We start from the raw sequence: 16,420 nt of genomic DNA on the forward strand, positions 1-16,420 counted from the left end.
GGTCCTTCCGGCCGCTCCGGCGTCGAACCGTTCCACGTCATGGACGTCTGGGCCGCCGCGGCCGAGCGCTCGCGCACGCGGGGCGACCTGATCAACCTCTCGGCCGGCCAGCCCTCCACGCCCGCACCCGCGCCGGTACGGGCGGCCGCCGCGGCCGCGCTCGAGACCGAGGTGCTCGGGTACACGGTCGCGCTCGGCATCCCGGAGCTGCGCGAGGGCATCGCGTCGCACTACGGCCGCGTGTACGGCCTCGACGTGGCCCCCGACGACGTCGTGGTCACCACCGCCGGGTCCGGCGGGTTCCAGCTCGCGTTCCTGGCCGCGTTCGACGCCGGCGACCGGGTGGCCATGGCCCGCCCCGGCTACCCGTGTTACCGCAACATCCTCACCGCGCTGGGCTGCGAGGTCGTCGAGCTGCCGTGCGGTCCGGAGACCCGTTTCCAGCCCACGGTCGCGATGCTCGAGGAGCTGGACGAGCCGGTGCGCGGCCTGGTCGTGGCCAGCCCGGCCAACCCCACCGGCACCGTGCTCGACGCCGCCGAGCTCGCCGCGCTCGCGACCTACTGCCGGGAGCGGGGCATCTGGCTGATCAGCGACGAGATCTACCACGGCCTGAGCTACCTCGGCTCCCCCGCGACCGCGTGCGCCTGGGAGACCTCCCGCGAGACGATCGTCGTCAACTCGTTCTCGAAGTACTTCTCGATGACCGGCTGGCGGCTCGGGTGGCTGCTCGTGCCGGAGGCGTTGCGTCGCGCGGTGGACCGGCTCACCGGCAACCTCACGATCTGCCCGCCCGCGCTGCCGCAGTACGCGGCCGTCGCCGCGTTCACCCCCGAGTCGTACGCCGAGGCCGACTCGCACGTCGAACGGTACGCGCGTAACCGCGCGCTGCTGCTCGAGGGCCTGCCGGCGCTCGGGATCGACCGGCTCGCGCCGGCCGACGGTGCGTTCTACGTCTACGCCGACGTGGGACACCTCACCGACGACTCGATGCGGTTCACCTACGAACTGCTCGGCGAGACCGGCGTGGCCGTGGCCCCGGGCATCGACTTCGACCCGGTCGAAGGCGGGCGCTACCTGCGCATCTCGTTCGCCGGCGCCACCGCGGGCATCGAGGAGGCGCTGGCGCGTCTGGCCCCGTTCATCGAGAAGCGGCTACCAGCCGCGCGGTGATCGGTTCGAGCCCGGCGATCAGCTCGTCGAGCTCGGCCGGGGACAGCGCCCGGTACGGCGGGGCGGCGAGTTCGTCGGTGAGCACCTCGACGCGTCGCTTCGTCTCCCGGCCGGCATCGGTGAGCCGGCCGTCGGCGTCGACCAGGCCCCGCTCACGTAGCCCGGCCATGACCGCGGCGAGCCGTGCCTTCGGCAGGTGGTGCACGCGCCCGAACGACTCGGCCGGATAGATGCCCAGGTCGAGCGCGGAGAGGATGTGGGCCTCGGTGCCGCCGACGCCCGCCCCGACCAGCGCGGCGACGTGCCCGTCACCGCGGTGTTCACGCAGCACGGTCGCGGAGTGCCACAGCCGGGCCACCGGGTCGCCCGGCACCGGGAGCGTGCGCATCCCGGCGTACATCACCCGGCCCGCGGTGGGGGCACCGAACGCCGCTTTCGTCGTGAGGTCGGCGGCGCGCTCCAGGCCCGGGGAGCCGGCCAGTTCGTCGCCGAGGATGCGCCGCAGGGACGCCGCGCTGCCCCGCTCGCGCGCGGCGACCGACGCCTCGGGCGGGATCGTCTCCCACGCGCTCGGGATGTGCCGGGCGGCCTCGCCGTCGGCGAAGCTGTAGAAGGCCGCGTGCACGACCTCCGCCGGCACCCGCCCGAGCGCACCGGCCCGGCTGGCGAAGTAGCCGTCCCAGTAGGTGCGGTGGCCGAGCGCGGCGAGCTCCTCGTTGCACTCGTCCTCGAAGTAGGTGACCAGGCAGATCGGCTCGAGCAGGTCGTAGAGGCGGCGGGCGATCATGAGGGGCGACTCCTTCGGCGGTTAACCTTTCATCCCCGCTACGAACGAGGCCACCCCGATCGGACACCCCCGGAGAACATTGTGCTGAGCGCGGAAGAGCACGAGGTCGTCGCGACCGTCCGGGAGTTCGTCGACCGCGACGTCAAGCCGGTCGTCCGCGACCTGGAGCACGCCGACACCTACCCGGAAGCACTCATCGAGCAGATGAAACAGCTCGGCGTCTTCGGGCTCGCGATCCCGGAGCCGTGGGGCGAGGCGCCCGTGACGATGCCGTGTTACGCGCTCGTCACCGCGGAGCTCGCGCGGGGCTGGATGTCGCTGGCCGGGGCGATGGGCGGGCACACCGTCGTCGCGAAGCTGCTGCTCACGTACGGCACGGCGGAGCAGAAGGACCGGTATCTGCCCCGGATGGCCACCGGCGAGCTGCGGGCGACGATGGCGCTCACCGAGCCGGGCGGCGGCTCGGACCTGCAGAACCTGGCCACGCTCGCTCGGCGCTCCCCGGACGGCTGGACGATCAACGGCACCAAGACCTGGATCTCCAACGCCCGCCGCTCCGGTCTGATCGCGCTGCTGTGCAAGACCGACCCGGAGGCCGAGCCGAAGCACCGGGGCATCTCGGTTCTCCTCGTCGAACCCGGCCCCGGCCTCACCGTCTCGAAGGACCTGCCGAAACTCGGCTACAAAGGCGTCGAGGCGTGCGAGCTCCTCTTCGACGACAAGCGCGTTCCGGCCGACGCGGTGCTGGGCGGCGAGCCGGGCCGCGGGTTCGCCCAGATGATGAAAGGCCTGGAGACCGGTCGCATCCAGGTCGCGGCGCGTGCGCTCGGCGTCGGACAGGCGGCTTTCGACGACGCGCTGCGCTACGCGCAGGAGCGGGAGTCGTTCGGCAAGCCGATCTGGCAGCACCAGTCGATCGGCAACTACCTGGCCGACATGGCCACCAAGCTCACCGCCGCCCGGCAGCTGATCCTGTTCGCGGCGGAGAAGTTCGAGTCCGGCGAGCGCTGCGACCTGGAGGCCGGCATGGCGAAGCTGTTCGCCTCCGAGACCGCGATGCAGGTCGCGCTCGACGCGGTGCGCATCCACGGGGGATACGGCTACTCCCGCGAGTTCGACGTCGAGCGCTACTTCCGGGACGCGCCGCTGATGATCGTCGGCGAGGGCACCAACGAGATCCAGCGCAACGTCATCGCCGCGCAGCTGGTCAAGCGGGGCGGTCTGGGGTGACGCCGGTCCAGCTCAGCTCGTCGAGGTTGACCACGATCGCCTCCTGGGTGGTGCGGGCGATCACCACGACGGCTTCGGCGTCCGGGTCGGGGTTCTCCTCGCGGTGCGGAACCCACGGCGGCACGAACACGTAGTCGCCCGGCGCGGTCTGCACCCGCGTCTCCACCGGTTCCTCGCCCTCGAGGTCGAGGAACACGAACGCCGGGTGGCCGGACACGACGTAGATCGCGGTCTCCGACGCGCCGTGGTGGTGGTTGGCCGAGTTCGTCGACGCCGGGACGTGCGTCTGCCCCATCCAGAGGTTCCGCGCGCCCACGGTCTTGCCGCTGATCGCCTCGCGCCGGCGCATCCCCGTGGTCTGGGTGGTGTCGCCGACGAGGCCGGCCGGGGCGATGCGGTGCAGCCGGCGGTGGAACGGGTCGATGTCGGCCGGGAGCACGACCCCGCTGGGCGTCCGGGAACCGGCGGGAACGTGGAACGGGTGGCTCATCAGGCACCTTTCGCGAGAACGTCGACGTCGATCAGGCGCGCGACCGCGCTCGCGGCCGCTCGCACGAGCTCGGCTGCGAGGCCCGGCCGGAACCCGAGGTGCAGCGGGATCGGCCGCGCCTGCGGGAGGTCGAAACGCGGCGCGAGACCTTCCGGGGTCTGACCGAGCGTGGCCAGCAGTGCCACGCCCAGGCCGGCGCCGACCGTGGCGTGCACCCCGGCCAGCTGCGCGGACTCGGCGCTGATCACGGCCGGCACCCCGGCCTCGGCGAGCGTCTCGAGCGCACGGGTGCGCAGCGCGCAGGGGTCGTCGAACGCGGCCAGGGGAATCGGCCGGCCGGGCGCGGGCGGCGTCCAGGTGGGGGCGGCGTACCAGGTGAGCTCCAGCTCGCCGACCGGCACCGAGCGGGGTTCGTCGGCCGGGCCCAGCAGCAGCGCGAGGTCGATCGCCCCGGCCGCCAGCGCGGCACGCAGCCGGGTGCCCCGGTCGATCCGGAACCGGGTGCTCGCGCCCAACGCCCCGCTCAGGCACGGGAGCAGCTGGGTGGCCGCGTGTTCGGTGGACCCGATCACCAGGACCCGTTCCGCCTCGACGCCGAACGCGTGCAGGGCCTCGTCGTGCACGGCGAGGATCCGCCGGGCGTGGGTCAGCAGCCGCTCACCGTCGGGCGTGAACCGCGAGCCGCGCCCGTGGCGCACGACGAGCGGCCGGTCGACCGCCGCCTCCAGCCGGCGGACGTGCTGGCTGATCGCGCTCTGGCTCAGCTGGAGCGACCGCGCGGCCCGCTGGAAACCGCCGCAGTCGTCGATCGCGACGAAACTGCGCAACGGCCCGATGTCCAGGCTCATCTCCACCTCGATTGATCAGCATCCGTGATGAGTCGCGATCACGATCCGTCGTTGGACATTCCCTACTTACTTGATCAGGATACTCGACATGAAGACCTTGAAGCTCGGGGCCATCCTCCTCGGCGTCGGCGGCCCTGGTCAGCACAACGCCTGGCTGGAGCCGGACGTCGCCGCCGACGCCAGCGTCGACATCCGCTGGTACATCGCCCGCGCCCAGGAGGCCGAGGCGGCGAAGTTCGACCTCGTCTTCATCGTCGACAGCCAGTTCATCACCAAGGACTCGCCGAACCACTACCTGAGCCGGCTCGAGCCGCTGACCCTGCTCTCGGCGGTGGCCGTGCACACCAGCCACGTCGGCCTGGTCGGCACGATCACGACCTCGTACAACGAGCCGTTCAACGTCGCCAGGCGCCTCTACTCGCTGGACCACATCAGCGGCGGGCGGGCCGGGTGGAACGTCGTGGCCACCGGCGACGCGGGCACGGCCGGCAACTACAGCCGCGCGCAGCACTTCGACTACGCGACCCGCTACGGCCGCGCGCTCGAACACGTGCGGGTGGCCCAGGGCCTGTGGGACTCCTACGAGGCCGACGCGTTCCCGCGCGACAAGGAACGCGGCGTGTTCTTCGATCCCTCGAAGCAGCACACGCTCGACCACCGCGGGGAGCACTTCGCGGTGGTCGGGCCGCTCAACCTCGAGCGCTCCCCGCAGGGTCAGCCGGTGATCTTCCAGGCCGGGGACTCCGAGGAGGGCCGCGACCTCGGCGCGAGCATCGCCGACGCGATCTTCACCCACGCGGCGACGCTGGAGCAGGCGGCCGCGTTCCGCACCGAGCTGCGGGAACGCGCCGCGGCGAAGGGCCGCGACCCGGAGCACGTGCTGATCATGCCGGGCATCTTCCCGATCATCGCCGACACCGACGAGGAAGCCCGCGCCCGCGAGACCGCGATCCTGACCGCGAAGTCGTTCGACCGCGCGCTGGCCGAACTCGGGCGCCCGTTCGGGTGGCACGACTTCGGCCGGTACGACCTCGACGCCCCGTTCCCCGAGGTCGACGCGGACGCGGCGAACAGCTTCCGCACGCAGGCCGAGGCGATCACCCGGCACGCCCGCGAGAACGGCCTCACGCTCCGCCAGGTCGTCGAGCACCAGCTGTCCGCCCACCGCTCCCCGTTCGTCGGCTCGCCGCGGACCGTCGCCGACGAGATCCAGCGCTGGTTCGACGGCGGGGGCTTCGACGGGATCAGCATCAGCGTGAACTCGCCCCGGGAGTTCGCCCGCTTCACCGGCCAGGTGCTGCCGATCCTGCGCGAGCGCGGGGTCGTGCGCAGCGACTACGAGGCCAGCACGCTGCGCGGCAACCTCGGGCTCCCCATCCCCGCCAACCGTCACACCGCCGTGCCGGCGTCCGCCGTCTCATGAACAGAAAGAGCACCTCGATGCGCCGCTTCACGGTTGCCTTAGCCGCACTGGCCCTGGCCGTGTCCGCCTGCGCCGGCAACGGATCCGCCGCCTCCGGCGACGGCACGTCCACGTTGCGGTGGGCCACGTCCTACTTCCCGACGCACTGGGACCCGGTGGTCTCCGGCAGCGGCGCCCAGTTCCGGGAACTCGCGCTGGTCTACGCGTCGCTGACCAAGACCGACGAGAAGGGCAACGCGGTACCCGACCTCGCCGAGAGCTGGAAGTACAACGACACCGGCGACCAGGTGACCTTCCACCTGCGGCCGAAGCTGAAGTTCAGCGACGGCACCCCGGTGAACGCCGCCGCGGTCAAGGCCGCGATCGAACGCGCCAAGACCCAGAAGAACTCCGCGCTCTTCGGTGACCTGACGTCGATCAAGGCGGTCACGACGAGCGGCGATCTCGACGTCGTCGTGCAGCTGACGCAGACCGACTACCAGATCCCGCTGCTCTTCGGCGAGCGGGTGCTCCAGGTGGCCAGCCCCGCGGCCGACCCCACCGCGCTCGACCAGAAGCCGGTCGGGGCCGGGCCGTTCATCGTCACCCAGCTGACCCCGGGCACCAAGGCCGTCCTGAAGAAGAACCCCGAGTACTGGGACGCCGAGAACATCCACATCGAGAACGTGGAGCTGGTGTCCGCGCCGGACGCCGCGACCGTGGTCTCGGGCCTGCAGACCGGCGTCTACAACTTCGCCGACATCACGCCGAACAACGCCGAAGCCGCCAAGGCCGCCGGTCTGGACGTGTTCGTGCAGCCGGGCTTCAACGCCAACAACATCAGCATCAACGTGAACAAGGCGCCGTTCACCAACCCCAAGGTCGTCGACGCCGTGCGCCACGCGATCAACCGGCGGGAGTTCGTCGACAAGCTCGGATTCGGCTACGGCGAGTCCACCGACCAGCCGTTCCCGACGAAGTACGTGGCCTACGACCCGCAGTCGGCCGACAAGTACGCCTACGACCCGGCCAAGGCCAAGGAGCTGCTGAAGGGCATCCCGCCGATCAAGCTCACGCTCGTCATCCCGAGCGCCGACCCGCAGGCCGAGATCGTCCAGTCGCAGCTGGCCGCGGTCGGGATCACGATCGACATCAAGGTCGACAAGAACTGGGCGACGCCGTTCTTCGCCAAGGACCTGACGCTGTCGCTCTACGGGACGACCGGGCGCGACTCGGCCGTGCAGACGCTCACCGCGCACTTCGGACCGAACGGCCCGCTTAACCTGAGCTCGCCGTACCAGCCGGCCGGGTTCGAGGCCGCGGTCGCGAAGGTCAGGCAGACGCCGCTGGAGGCACCGGACTACGCCTCGGTGCTGCAGGCCGCCACCCGCGCCGGCCTGGAGAGCAAGGCGCTGGTGTTCACGTACTCCTCGCCGAACCTGCTGGCCAAGAGCAAGTCGGTCTCGGCCCTGCCGGCCAATCCGGGGCACATCGACTGGACCGGGGTCACGATCGGATGACGATCGCGGTGAATGCCCCGCTCGTTCTGTCGGGGGTCAGGGCGCGACGGGCGGCCGGCCGCGTCCTGGTCACCGTCGCCCGCTCGCTCGCGATCTTCGCACCCGTCTTCCTGGTCGCGACGTTCGTGACGTTCACGCTCCGGGCCCTGAGCGGCCTGAGCCCGGCGCACACCCAGCTGGGCGAGGACGCCACCCCGGAGGCGGTGGCCCGGATCGAGCACGAGTGGGGCCTCGACCAGCCGTTCCTGGTGCAGTACTGGAACTGGCTCGGCGACGTCCTGCGCGGTGACCTCGGCCGCAGCTGGTCGAACGGGGTGAGCGTCTCGCAGCTGATCGCCGAGGGGCTCGCGATCAGCCTGTCGGTGGCCGTGCTCGCGATGCTCATCGGCGTGGTCTTCGGCTTCGGTTTCGGCGCCCTGGCCGCGCTCCGCCGCGGAACCTGGATCGACCGGGCGATCACCGGCGTGCTCACCGTCTTCTCGATCGCGCCGCCGTTCGTGATCGGCATCCTGCTCGTCGAGATCTTCGCGGTCGGGCTGGGGTGGTTCCCCTCCGGCGGGTACATCCCGCTCGAGGTCGGCTTCTCCCCCTGGCTCGGGCACCTGATGCTGCCCGCGCTCGCGCTGAGCTTCGACGCGATCGCCGACGTGGCCCGGCAGCTACGGGCCGGGCTGGTCGGCGCGTACTCGGAGAACTACGTCACCGGCGCGGTCGTGCGCGGGTTGGGCCACCGGCGGATCTTCGTCCGCCACGTGCTGCCCAACGGCGTCGGTCCGGCGCTGGCCGTGCTCGGGTTGAAGTTCCCGGTGATCATCGGCGCCTCCGTCGTCACCGAATGGATCTTCGGCCTGCAGGGCTTCGGGCGCTTCGCCAACGACGCCGCCCAGGCCGGTGACGTGCCCGAGGTGCAGGGCGTGCTGGTCGTCTCGATCGTGCTCGTCGTGAGCTTCAACCTGATCGTCAACCTGGTGCTCGGCAAGATCACGCCGGCCTCGCATCGAGGGGTCTAGAGATGCTCCGACGAATCCTCACGCTCCGGGCCGGCCGGCTGGCCGTCGGCATCCTGCTCGTGGTGGCGCTGCTGGCGATCCTCGGACCGTGGGTCGCCCCCGACGTCCCGACCGCGAAGCCGCTCCAGGGCGTCTCCGGTGCGCACTGGCTCGGTACCGACTACCTCGGCCGGGACGTGTTCAGCCGGCTGCTCGTCGGTTCCCGCGACAGCGTCCTCGGTTCGGTGCTCGTCGCGCTGGTGGCGCTCGTCGTCGGGGTGGTCCCCGGCCTGCTCTCGGTGCTGCTCGGGCGGGTGTTCGAGTGGACGACGCTGCGCCTGGTCGACACGCTCGTCGCGTTGCCGTTCCTGGTGTTCGCGGTCGCGGTCACGGCGCTGCTGGGCAACGGGCTCACCCAGGCCATGCTGGTCACCGGCGTGCTGGTGTCCCCGCTGTTCTACCGGGTGACGCGCGCGGCGACCCTCGCCGTCGCGCACTCCCAGTACGTGGAGGCGGCCCGGATCTCCGGCGCCTCGATCGGGTGGATCATCCGCCGCCACGTCTGGGCCAAGGTGCTCCCGCCGATCGCGGTCGCGCTCGCGCAGACGATCGGCGTCGGGTTCATCATCGTCTCCAGCCTGACGTTCCTCGGCATCGGCGTGCAGCCACCCGCGCCGACCTGGGGCGGGCTGCTGGCCTCGGACCTGAACTACCTGCACTACCGGCCGTTCGCGCCGCTCGCGCCCGCGCTGCTGATCATGGCGACGGTCTGGGCGTCCAACCTCCTGGCCGACGCCATCCGCGACGTCTCCGGCGCGGCCGGGCGGGCCCTGATCGACGCTCGGAAGGTGGCCGCCCGATGACCGCTCTCGCCGTACGTGACCTGCACATCCGCGACCTGGTCGGAGACCGCGAGATCGTCCGGGGCGTCTCGTTCGAGCTCACGCCCGGCCGGGTCGTCGGCATCGTCGGCGAGTCCGGCAGCGGCAAGACGCTGACGTGCCGGGCGGCGCTGGGCATCCTGCCCGAACACTTCGTCGTCTCCGCGGGGTCGATCGAGATCGGCGGACGGGACATCGCCGGGTTGTCGGACGCCGAGTGGACAGGTCTGCGTGGTTCGACGATCAGCGCGGTGTTCCAGGACCCGGCGTCCTATCTCAACCCGTCGATGAAGGTCGGAGCGCAGATCGCCGAGGTGGTCCGGGTCAAGAAGCGGGCGTCGCGGCGGGACGCCCGGCGTCGCGCCGTGGAGTTGCTCGACGCCGTCCACCTGCGCAACCCCGCGCTGGTCTTCGAGCAGTACCCCTACGAGTTGTCCGGCGGCATGCTCCAGCGGGTGCTGATCGCCGCGGCGATCGCGGCCGACCCGGCCGTGCTCATCGCCGACGAGGCCACCACCGCGCTCGACGTCATCGTGCAGGCCGAGATCCTCGACCTGCTGGCCGACCTGCGTGAACGCACCGGCCTGGCGCTGCTCGTGGTGTCCCACGACCTGGCCGTGATCGCCCAGCTGTGCGACGAGGTGCTCGTGCTGCGCGACGGCGAGGTCGTCGAGCGCGGAACGACCGCCGACGTGCTGCACGACCCGCGGCACGAGTACACCCGCCTGCTGATCTCCGAACACGAGCAGTACGGCCTGGACAAGTACCTGGAGGCCGTCGATGTCTGAGCCGATCCTGAAGGTCGCGGACCTCTCCGTCTCCTACGGCCGGCACCAGGTGCTGCACGGCGTCTCGCTGGACGTGCGTCCGGGCGAGACCGTCGGCATCATCGGTGAGACGGGGTCGGGCAAGTCGACGCTGGCCCGCGCGGTGCTCGGCCTGGTGCCGGCGTCGGCGGGGAGCATCTCGGTCGACGGCTCCGACGTCACCCGCTTCTCGACGCGCAAGTGGCGGGCGTTCCGCCGCCGGGGCGTCGTCCAGTACGTCTTCCAGGACCCGCTGCGCAGCCTCGACCCGGACCTGACGATCGCCGACTCGCTGATCGAGCCGCTGCTGGTGCGGGGCGTGCCGCGGGCCGAGGCGCTGGCCGGGGCCGCCGCGCTGCTGGAGCGGGTGAAGCTCTCCGCGGAGCTGCTCGACCGGCTGCCCAGCGCGATCTCGGGCGGGCAGCGCCAGCGGGTGGCGGTGGCCCGCGCGCTGATCACCGACCCCGCGCTGGTCATCCTCGACGAGCCGGTCAGCGCGCTGGACTCGGCGAACCGCGTGCTCGTGCTCGAGATCCTCAAGTCGTTGGAGGCCGCGCTGGTCTTCATCTCCCACGACCTGGGGTCGGTGGCCGGGATCGCCGACCGCATCGGCGTGATCTACCAGGGCGAACTGGTCGAGGACCGCCCGACGCGCGACCTGATCACCGCGCCGTCGCACGCGTACAGCCGGTTGCTCGTCAGCTCCGTGCCGACGCTGAGGTCCGCGTCCTCCGACCGCACCGAACGAGAAGAGCTCCGCGCGCTTCTCTCCGTCTGAGAGGGAACCATGATCCACCTCGCGCTCCACCCCTACGGGGTCGGCGGGCCCGGCCAGCACGGCCTGTGGAAAGACCCGCGGGTCGCCAAGAACGCCAGCATCGACATCCAGTACTACATCCGGCAGGCCCAGCTCGCCGAGGACGCCCTGTTCGACGCGCTGTTCATCGTCGACAGCCAGTTCATCACCAGCACGTACCCGTCGCACTACCTCAACCGGCTCGAGCCGCTGACCCTGCTCTCCGCGGTCGCGGTGCACACGTCGCGGATCGGCCTGGTCGGCCGGCGAGCTCGACCTACAACTCGCCGTTCAACCTCGCCCGGCGGTTCGGCTCGCTCGACCACATCAGCGGCGGGCGGGCCGGCTGGAACGTCGTGACCAGTTTCGACACCGGGACGTCACGCAACTACGGGCTGGAGGAACACCTCGACTACGCCACCCGGTACGGCCGGGCGCTCGAGGCCGTGCAGGTCGTCCGCGGGCTCTGGGACTCCTACGAGGACGACGCGTTCCCGGCCGACGTGTCGCGGGACGTGTTCCTGGACCCGTCCAAGCTGCACGCGCTGAACCACGTCGGCGAGCACTTCCGGGTCGACGGGCCGCTGAACCTGTCGCGGTCGCCGCAGGGGCAGCCGGTGATCTTCCAGGCCGGGGTCTCGGAGGAGGGGCGCGACCTGGCCGCGCGGGTCGCCGAGGGCATCTACGCGCCGGGCAGCTCACTGGAGCAGGCCCACGAGTACTACGCCGACGTCAAGCGCCGCACGGCCGCGGCCGGACGCGACCCCGACCACCTCAAGATCTTCATCCACGGCAGCCCGATCGTGGCGTCCACCGACGCGGCGGCGCGGGAACGCGAACGGGAGATCTTCGCCGAGGACAACAGCTTCACGCAGAACCTGGCACTACTGGGGCGGGGGTTCGGCGCGCACGACTTCAGCGTCTACGACCCGGACGGGCCGTTCCCCGACGTCGCGCACCTGGCCGAGCGCGGCGGGCGCACCGGGGCGACGAAGATCATCGAGCGGGCCCGCCGCGAGAACCTCACGCTGCGCCAGGTCGTCGAGAGCGCGAACGAATTCCGGCAGTCGCCGTTCGTGGGCGCGCCGGAGACCGTCACCGACACCATCGAGCGGTGGTTCGCGGCCGGCACGTTCGACGGCATCAACCTCGCGTTCCGCACCGAGGAGGAGCTGACGGCGTTCGTCGAGGGGGTCGTGCCGCTGCTGCAGAAACGCGGCCTGTTCCGCACCGAGTACCGGGCCGAGACGCTCCGCGGGCACCTCGGCCTGCCGATCCCGGCGAACCGCCATGCGTGAGGTCCACGTCGTCCCGTTTCCGTCGGTCGCTCCCCCGGCCGCTGTCGACGTCCTGATCGTCGGGGCCGGGCCGGTCGGGCTCTCCGCGGCGATCGAGCTGTCCGCGCGGGGCGTCGGCGTGGCCGTCGTGGACCGGGCGCGCGAGGCCACGCTGATCCGGGCCGGCGCGATGGGCCACACGCCCCGGGTCGTCGAGCACTTCCGGCGCTGGGGTGTGCTGCAGCGCATCCGCGACGAGTGGACGTTCCCGCCCGAGTGGAACCGCGGGATCCGGCTCGTCACCGCCCTGGTCGGCCACGAGCTGGGGCCGGCTCCGGCTCCGGCGTCGTCCGGCGCTCGGCAGACGTCGTCGGAGGAGGCGTTGCGGCGCCCGCAGTCCGCGCTGCAGAAGGTGTTCCTCGACCATCTCGCGGCCCGGGGCGTCCCCGTCTCCGGTGGCTGGGAGCTGACCGCGCTGACCTCGACCCCCGACGGCGTCGAGGCCGAGGTCTCCGGCCGGACCGTCCGGGCGAAGTACGTGCTCGGCGCCGACGGGGGCAGCAGCACGGTGCGCCGCCTGGCCGGCATTCCCCGCGACGGCGAGCGCGCGACCGAGAAGCGCTACCGGCTGATCGTGCGCACCGGCGACATCTCCGACCGGGTCGGGCCGGCGCCCAGCGGCACGAACATCGTGGTCAACCAGAAGGCGTCCGGCTTCCTCGCCGCGGTCAGCACCCGCGAATGGCGGGTCTACGCCGGGCCGTTCCCGCTCGATTCCGAACCGTCCGAGGCGGAACTGCTCGAGACCGCACGCGCCGCGTTCGGCTTCGATCTCGACCTCGAGATCGCGTCGGCGACGACGTTCTACGAGGCCACCCGGATCGCCCGCACGTTCCGCTCCGGCCGGGTGCTGCTGGCCGGCGACGCCGCGCACGTCCGCACGCCGGGCGGCAACCTCGGCGAGGGCTTCGGCGACGTGGTGAACCTCGGCTGGAAGCTCGCCGCCGTGCTCGCCGGGTCCGCCCCCGACACCCTGCTCGACTCCTACGACCAGGAGCGACGGCCCCACAACCGGCGGGTCGCCGATTTCGCGCTGGCCCGTGCCCGGCGGTCGAGAGCCGCGCTGGCGGACGTCCGCGCGATCGGCGTGCCGGACGACGCGGACCTGAGCCTCTCCGCCCAGCGGAAGCGCGCCGAGATCACCCGCCGCCTGGGACAGGATCGCGTCGACGCCGCCGGGGTCACGTTCGACGAGCGCTACGACACCTCGCCCGTGATCTGGCCGGGCGACCGGCTGGGCGCACCGTGGCGTCCCGACGTCTACGAGGACGACCCCCGGCCGGGCCACCGCGCCCCCGACGGTGTCGTCGACCCCTACGGCACCACGCTCTACGACCGCATCGGCGGCAGCTTCGCGCTACTCGTGCTCACGCCCGACCGCAGCGTCGAGAAGGCCTTCGTGGACGCGGTCGGCGACGCCGTCCCGTTCACCGTCGTCCACCTCGACGGGGTGCGCGACCGGTACGGCGCCGACAACGTGCTCGTCCGCCCCGACCAGCACGTCGCCTGGCGCGGCGACGCCCTTCCCGCCGGCGGCGCCCCCGCCGTGCTCGACCGGATCCTCGACAGGAGCCCACACATGACCGACCACTTCCCCCCGCCGGGCCTGAACACCCGCGGCACGGTGCTCGTCGTCCCCGGCCGGGGCGAGAACCCGCGCACCTACGCCCGCCTCGGCGCCCGCCTGGCCGCCGACGCCTACCACGTGCGTGTCCTGACGCACGTCGACGAGGTCGCCGGCGCCGCCGCCGACCCCGACCTGGTGCGCCCGCTCGTGCTGATCGGCGCGGACACCGGAGCGGCGTCGGTGGGCGCCCTGGTGGCCGGCGACGACGCCGCCGCCGACGCGGTCGTCCTGGCCGGCCTACCCGGGTACGGAGCCCGGACCGCGCAGGACTGGGACGACGAACTCGACACCCGGACGCACTGTCCCACCCACCGCGGGGTGCTCAACGCCGAGCCGACGCCCGGAGCGCTGAGCACCGAGGTCGACAGCGCGCTGCTCGACGCCGCCTACGGCAGCACGGCCGACCTCCCCCACCTGCTGCTCGTCGGTGACGCCGACCCGTACGCCGACCGGGCCGCGCTCACCCGGGTCGCCAAGGCTCTGCCCAGGGCACGGCTCGCGGTGGTGCGCGAGGGCCACCACGACGTCCTCAACGACCTCCAGCACCGGTCGGTGGCGGCGGAGATCGTCACGTTCCTGGAGGCACTGCGCAGTTCCGATCCGCTGGTGCCGTTCGTCGGCATCGAGTCGAGCGCGTGGTGACTCCGGGCTGACCCCGAGGAGGAATCGGGAGTTTCCCCGGAGGCGGCCGGGCGGTAACGGGTCCATCCTGGATCGGCAGCGCCCACCACGATCCCGGAGTTGATCGAGATGCGAAGCCAGCTCCTCTCCGCCCGCGCCGCCGCCCTGTTCGCCAGCGACCTCCCCACCGGCTCCCGGCCCGGTCACGCCGCCGTGCGCGCCGCCATCGCGGCCTCCGTGCGCACGTGCGGCGGCACCCGCGGCTGCGTGGCCGCGCTCGCCACCGCCTACGGTGACTGCCCCGAGGTGGCCGCCCCGCGCATGCGGTGGGCGCTCGGGGTTCTCGCCGAGCCGGTCGCGCTCGCCGCGTGACCCGCGCGCCTCAGCCGCGGGTGCAGTCCCGGTCGGCCGGGGGAAGCGTCTTGTTCAGCAGGTAGTCGTCGACGAGCCGGTCGACGCACGTGTTGCCGTCGTAGAGGTAGACGCGGTGGCGGAACGCGCCGCGCAGGGTCACCTCGACCGACCGCGAGAGGCCCGCGTGCAGGGCGCGCCGGCTCGCGGGCGGTGCGACCGGGTCACCGTCGGCTCCGATCAGCAGCGCGGGGACGTCGCTGGTGATCTCCACCGGCCGATCGGTCGGTTCGACCGGCCAGAACGCGCACGGCGTGACGTTGCGCGCGAGCGGTCCGAAGAGCGGCTCGTCGCGTCGGTGGGCCTGGACGTCCCGGAAGTAGGACTCCGGGTCGCGGACCGCCGGCCGGTCCGCGCACCGGGTCGCGGTCTCCCCGTCGGTCGGGCCGGGAACCGGTTCGACTGGCCCCGAGCGTCCGTCGAGCGCCCGCACCACGGCGCTGAACCGCGCGTACGCCGCCTCGGTGTCGGCGGAAGGGCGCAGCAGGCCGGGCAGGGTCGCCGCGTCGACGCGGCGCCCGGCCACCGCGATCCCGGCACCGGCCGCGCGCCGCCGGATCCGCTCCACGGTGGCGAGCACCTGGTCCGGGCTCGCACCGAGGCCGGCGGTCGCGTCGCGCTCCGCGGCCCAGCCGGCCCAGTGCGCCAGCACGGCCTCGTCCGCCGCGCCGCCGATCGGCGGGGACACCGGGGTGCTGTCGAGCACCACGCGCCGCACGTGCGTCGGGAACAGCTGCGCGTAGACGGCGCCCAGATACCCGCCGGACGACCAGCCGAGGTAGGAGACGCGCTCGGTGGTGAGGGCGCTGCGCACGACGTCCAGATCACGGGCGAGCGTGCGTGTCGACGCGTGCGGCAGCAGGTCGTCGGCCTTCGCGCACCGCGCGGCCAGGTCTTTCGCGGCGGCGACGCTCGCGTCGAACGCGCGCCGGTCGGGGGCGGCACGCACCGCGCCGCGCCCGCCCGGCCAGCCGCACCCGAGCCGCGTGCTGCGGCCGGTGAACCGCGAGTCGACGCCCACCAGGTCGTAGCGGGCCGCGACGTCCGGCGAGCCGTGCACCATGTCCGGCCGCAGCCCCTGCAGCACGGCCAGGACGCCGTCGCGTGACCCGCCGGGGTTTCCGGTGTGGACGACGAGCGTTCCCAGGTGGTGGTCGGTGTCGGTGCCGAGGCGGCGGGCGACGGCCAGCGTGAGCGTGCGCCCCGCGGGCTCGTCGTAGTCCACCGGCACGGTGATCTCCGTGCAGCGGGCGCCGGCGTCGTCGAGCGACCGGCCGGTGGGATCGTCCGCCCCCGCCCGGCAGCCGTGCCAGGTCACGTCCTGGCGGTAGTAGCGGTCCAGCGCGAACGGGTGGCTCCCGCTGATCGCCAGCCGGATCACGAGGCCCGGCCCCCACACGACGCCGGCGATCACCACCGCGACGAGACCGACGGCGAGGGCGACGCGCGATTTCACCACGCACCGCAATGTACGGGCCGGTCAAAACAGCCACGGCCCGGTC

Annotated in this window: 14 protein-coding genes and 2 pseudogenes; 12 read left to right on the forward strand and 4 right to left on the reverse strand. The window is 72.5% G+C overall.

What is annotated here, in order from left to right:
- Positions 1–39: 39 nt before the first annotated feature.
- Entirely contained in the window at positions 40–1,173 is a 1,134-nt protein-coding gene (locus tag CRYAR_RS26185) for a pyridoxal phosphate-dependent aminotransferase (protein WP_051570971.1), read from the forward strand.
- On the opposite strand, the gene CRYAR_RS26190 is transcribed toward CRYAR_RS26185, so the two are convergent.
- Positions 1,142–1,960 carry an SCO6745 family protein gene (locus CRYAR_RS26190; RefSeq protein WP_035866442.1) on the reverse strand — a complete coding sequence of 273 codons (819 nt, stop codon included), beginning with the start codon at positions 1,958–1,960 and terminating at the stop codon, positions 1,142–1,144. The genes CRYAR_RS26185 and CRYAR_RS26190 overlap by 32 nt on opposite strands.
- A gap of 78 nt (positions 1,961–2,038) precedes the next feature.
- On the opposite strand from CRYAR_RS26190, the gene CRYAR_RS26195 reads away from it, so the two are divergent.
- Positions 2,039–3,190, forward strand: a complete 1,152-nt coding sequence (locus tag CRYAR_RS26195; RefSeq protein ID WP_035866445.1) for an acyl-CoA dehydrogenase family protein — start codon at positions 2,039–2,041, stop codon at positions 3,188–3,190.
- On the opposite strand, the gene CRYAR_RS26200 is transcribed toward CRYAR_RS26195, so the two are convergent.
- Together CRYAR_RS26200 and CRYAR_RS26205 are read right to left on the reverse strand one after the other, a co-directional pair.
- A complete protein-coding gene (locus CRYAR_RS26200; RefSeq protein ID WP_063725765.1) occupies positions 3,168–3,680 on the reverse strand; it encodes a cupin domain-containing protein in 513 nt (170 codons plus the stop codon). The genes CRYAR_RS26195 and CRYAR_RS26200 overlap by 23 nt on opposite strands.
- A complete protein-coding gene (locus CRYAR_RS26205) occupies positions 3,680–4,528 on the reverse strand; it encodes a LysR family transcriptional regulator (RefSeq protein ID WP_035866451.1) in 849 nt (282 codons plus the stop codon). Before CRYAR_RS26205 ends, CRYAR_RS26200 begins: the two co-directional genes overlap by 1 nt.
- Positions 4,529–4,616: 88 nt before the next feature.
- Between CRYAR_RS26205 and CRYAR_RS26210 the strand changes: the two genes are divergently transcribed.
- From CRYAR_RS26210 to CRYAR_RS26255, 10 genes and pseudogenes are all read left to right on the forward strand, one after another.
- Complete coding sequence (locus CRYAR_RS26210; protein ID WP_035855869.1) at positions 4,617–5,951, forward strand: LLM class flavin-dependent oxidoreductase; 1,335 nt, start codon at positions 4,617–4,619, stop codon at positions 5,949–5,951.
- A gap of 17 nt (positions 5,952–5,968) precedes the next feature.
- Positions 5,969–7,450 (forward strand): ABC transporter substrate-binding protein, encoded by a 1,482-nt coding sequence (locus tag CRYAR_RS26215; protein ID WP_211247638.1) that lies wholly within the window; start codon positions 5,969–5,971, stop codon positions 7,448–7,450.
- On the forward strand, positions 7,447–8,460 hold the full coding sequence (locus CRYAR_RS26220) for an ABC transporter permease (RefSeq protein ID WP_035855872.1): 1,014 nt from the start codon (positions 7,447–7,449) through the stop codon (positions 8,458–8,460). The genes CRYAR_RS26215 and CRYAR_RS26220 overlap by 4 nt, the downstream gene beginning before the upstream one ends.
- Positions 8,461–8,462: 2 nt before the next feature.
- Positions 8,463–9,302 carry an ABC transporter permease gene (locus CRYAR_RS26225; protein WP_051570972.1) on the forward strand — a complete coding sequence of 280 codons (840 nt, stop codon included), beginning with the start codon at positions 8,463–8,465 and terminating at the stop codon, positions 9,300–9,302.
- Positions 9,299–10,108: an ABC transporter ATP-binding protein gene (locus CRYAR_RS26230; RefSeq protein ID WP_051570973.1), complete on the forward strand. Its 810-nt coding sequence runs from the start codon at positions 9,299–9,301 to the stop codon at positions 10,106–10,108. Before CRYAR_RS26225 ends, CRYAR_RS26230 begins: the two co-directional genes overlap by 4 nt.
- Positions 10,101–10,904 (forward strand): ABC transporter ATP-binding protein, encoded by an 804-nt coding sequence (locus tag CRYAR_RS26235; protein ID WP_035855875.1) that lies wholly within the window; start codon positions 10,101–10,103, stop codon positions 10,902–10,904. The genes CRYAR_RS26230 and CRYAR_RS26235 overlap by 8 nt, the downstream gene beginning before the upstream one ends.
- Before the next feature lie 9 nt (positions 10,905–10,913).
- A pseudogene (locus CRYAR_RS26240) lies at positions 10,914–12,220 on the forward strand (NtaA/DmoA family FMN-dependent monooxygenase).
- Positions 12,213–13,817, forward strand: a pseudogene (locus CRYAR_RS26245) (FAD-dependent monooxygenase); the annotation flags it as partial. The pseudogenes CRYAR_RS26240 and CRYAR_RS26245, both read left to right, overlap by 8 nt.
- A 21-nt stretch (positions 13,818–13,838) precedes the next feature.
- Complete coding sequence (locus CRYAR_RS50925; protein ID WP_035866464.1) at positions 13,839–14,528, forward strand: alpha/beta fold hydrolase; 690 nt, start codon at positions 13,839–13,841, stop codon at positions 14,526–14,528.
- A gap of 108 nt (positions 14,529–14,636) precedes the next feature.
- Positions 14,637–14,879, forward strand: coding sequence for a hypothetical protein (locus CRYAR_RS26255; RefSeq protein WP_035866467.1), 243 nt, complete (start codon positions 14,637–14,639; stop codon positions 14,877–14,879).
- A 10-nt stretch (positions 14,880–14,889) separates the two neighbouring features.
- Here CRYAR_RS26255 and CRYAR_RS26260 read toward each other — a convergent pair whose 3' ends face one another.
- Positions 14,890–16,377, reverse strand: coding sequence for an alpha/beta hydrolase (locus tag CRYAR_RS26260; RefSeq protein ID WP_035855878.1), 1,488 nt, complete (start codon positions 16,375–16,377; stop codon positions 14,890–14,892).
- Positions 16,378–16,420 lie beyond the last annotated feature (43 nt).

The organism is Cryptosporangium arvum DSM 44712 (assembly GCF_000585375.1).
Classification (GTDB): domain Bacteria; phylum Actinomycetota; class Actinomycetes; order Mycobacteriales; family Cryptosporangiaceae; genus Cryptosporangium; species Cryptosporangium arvum.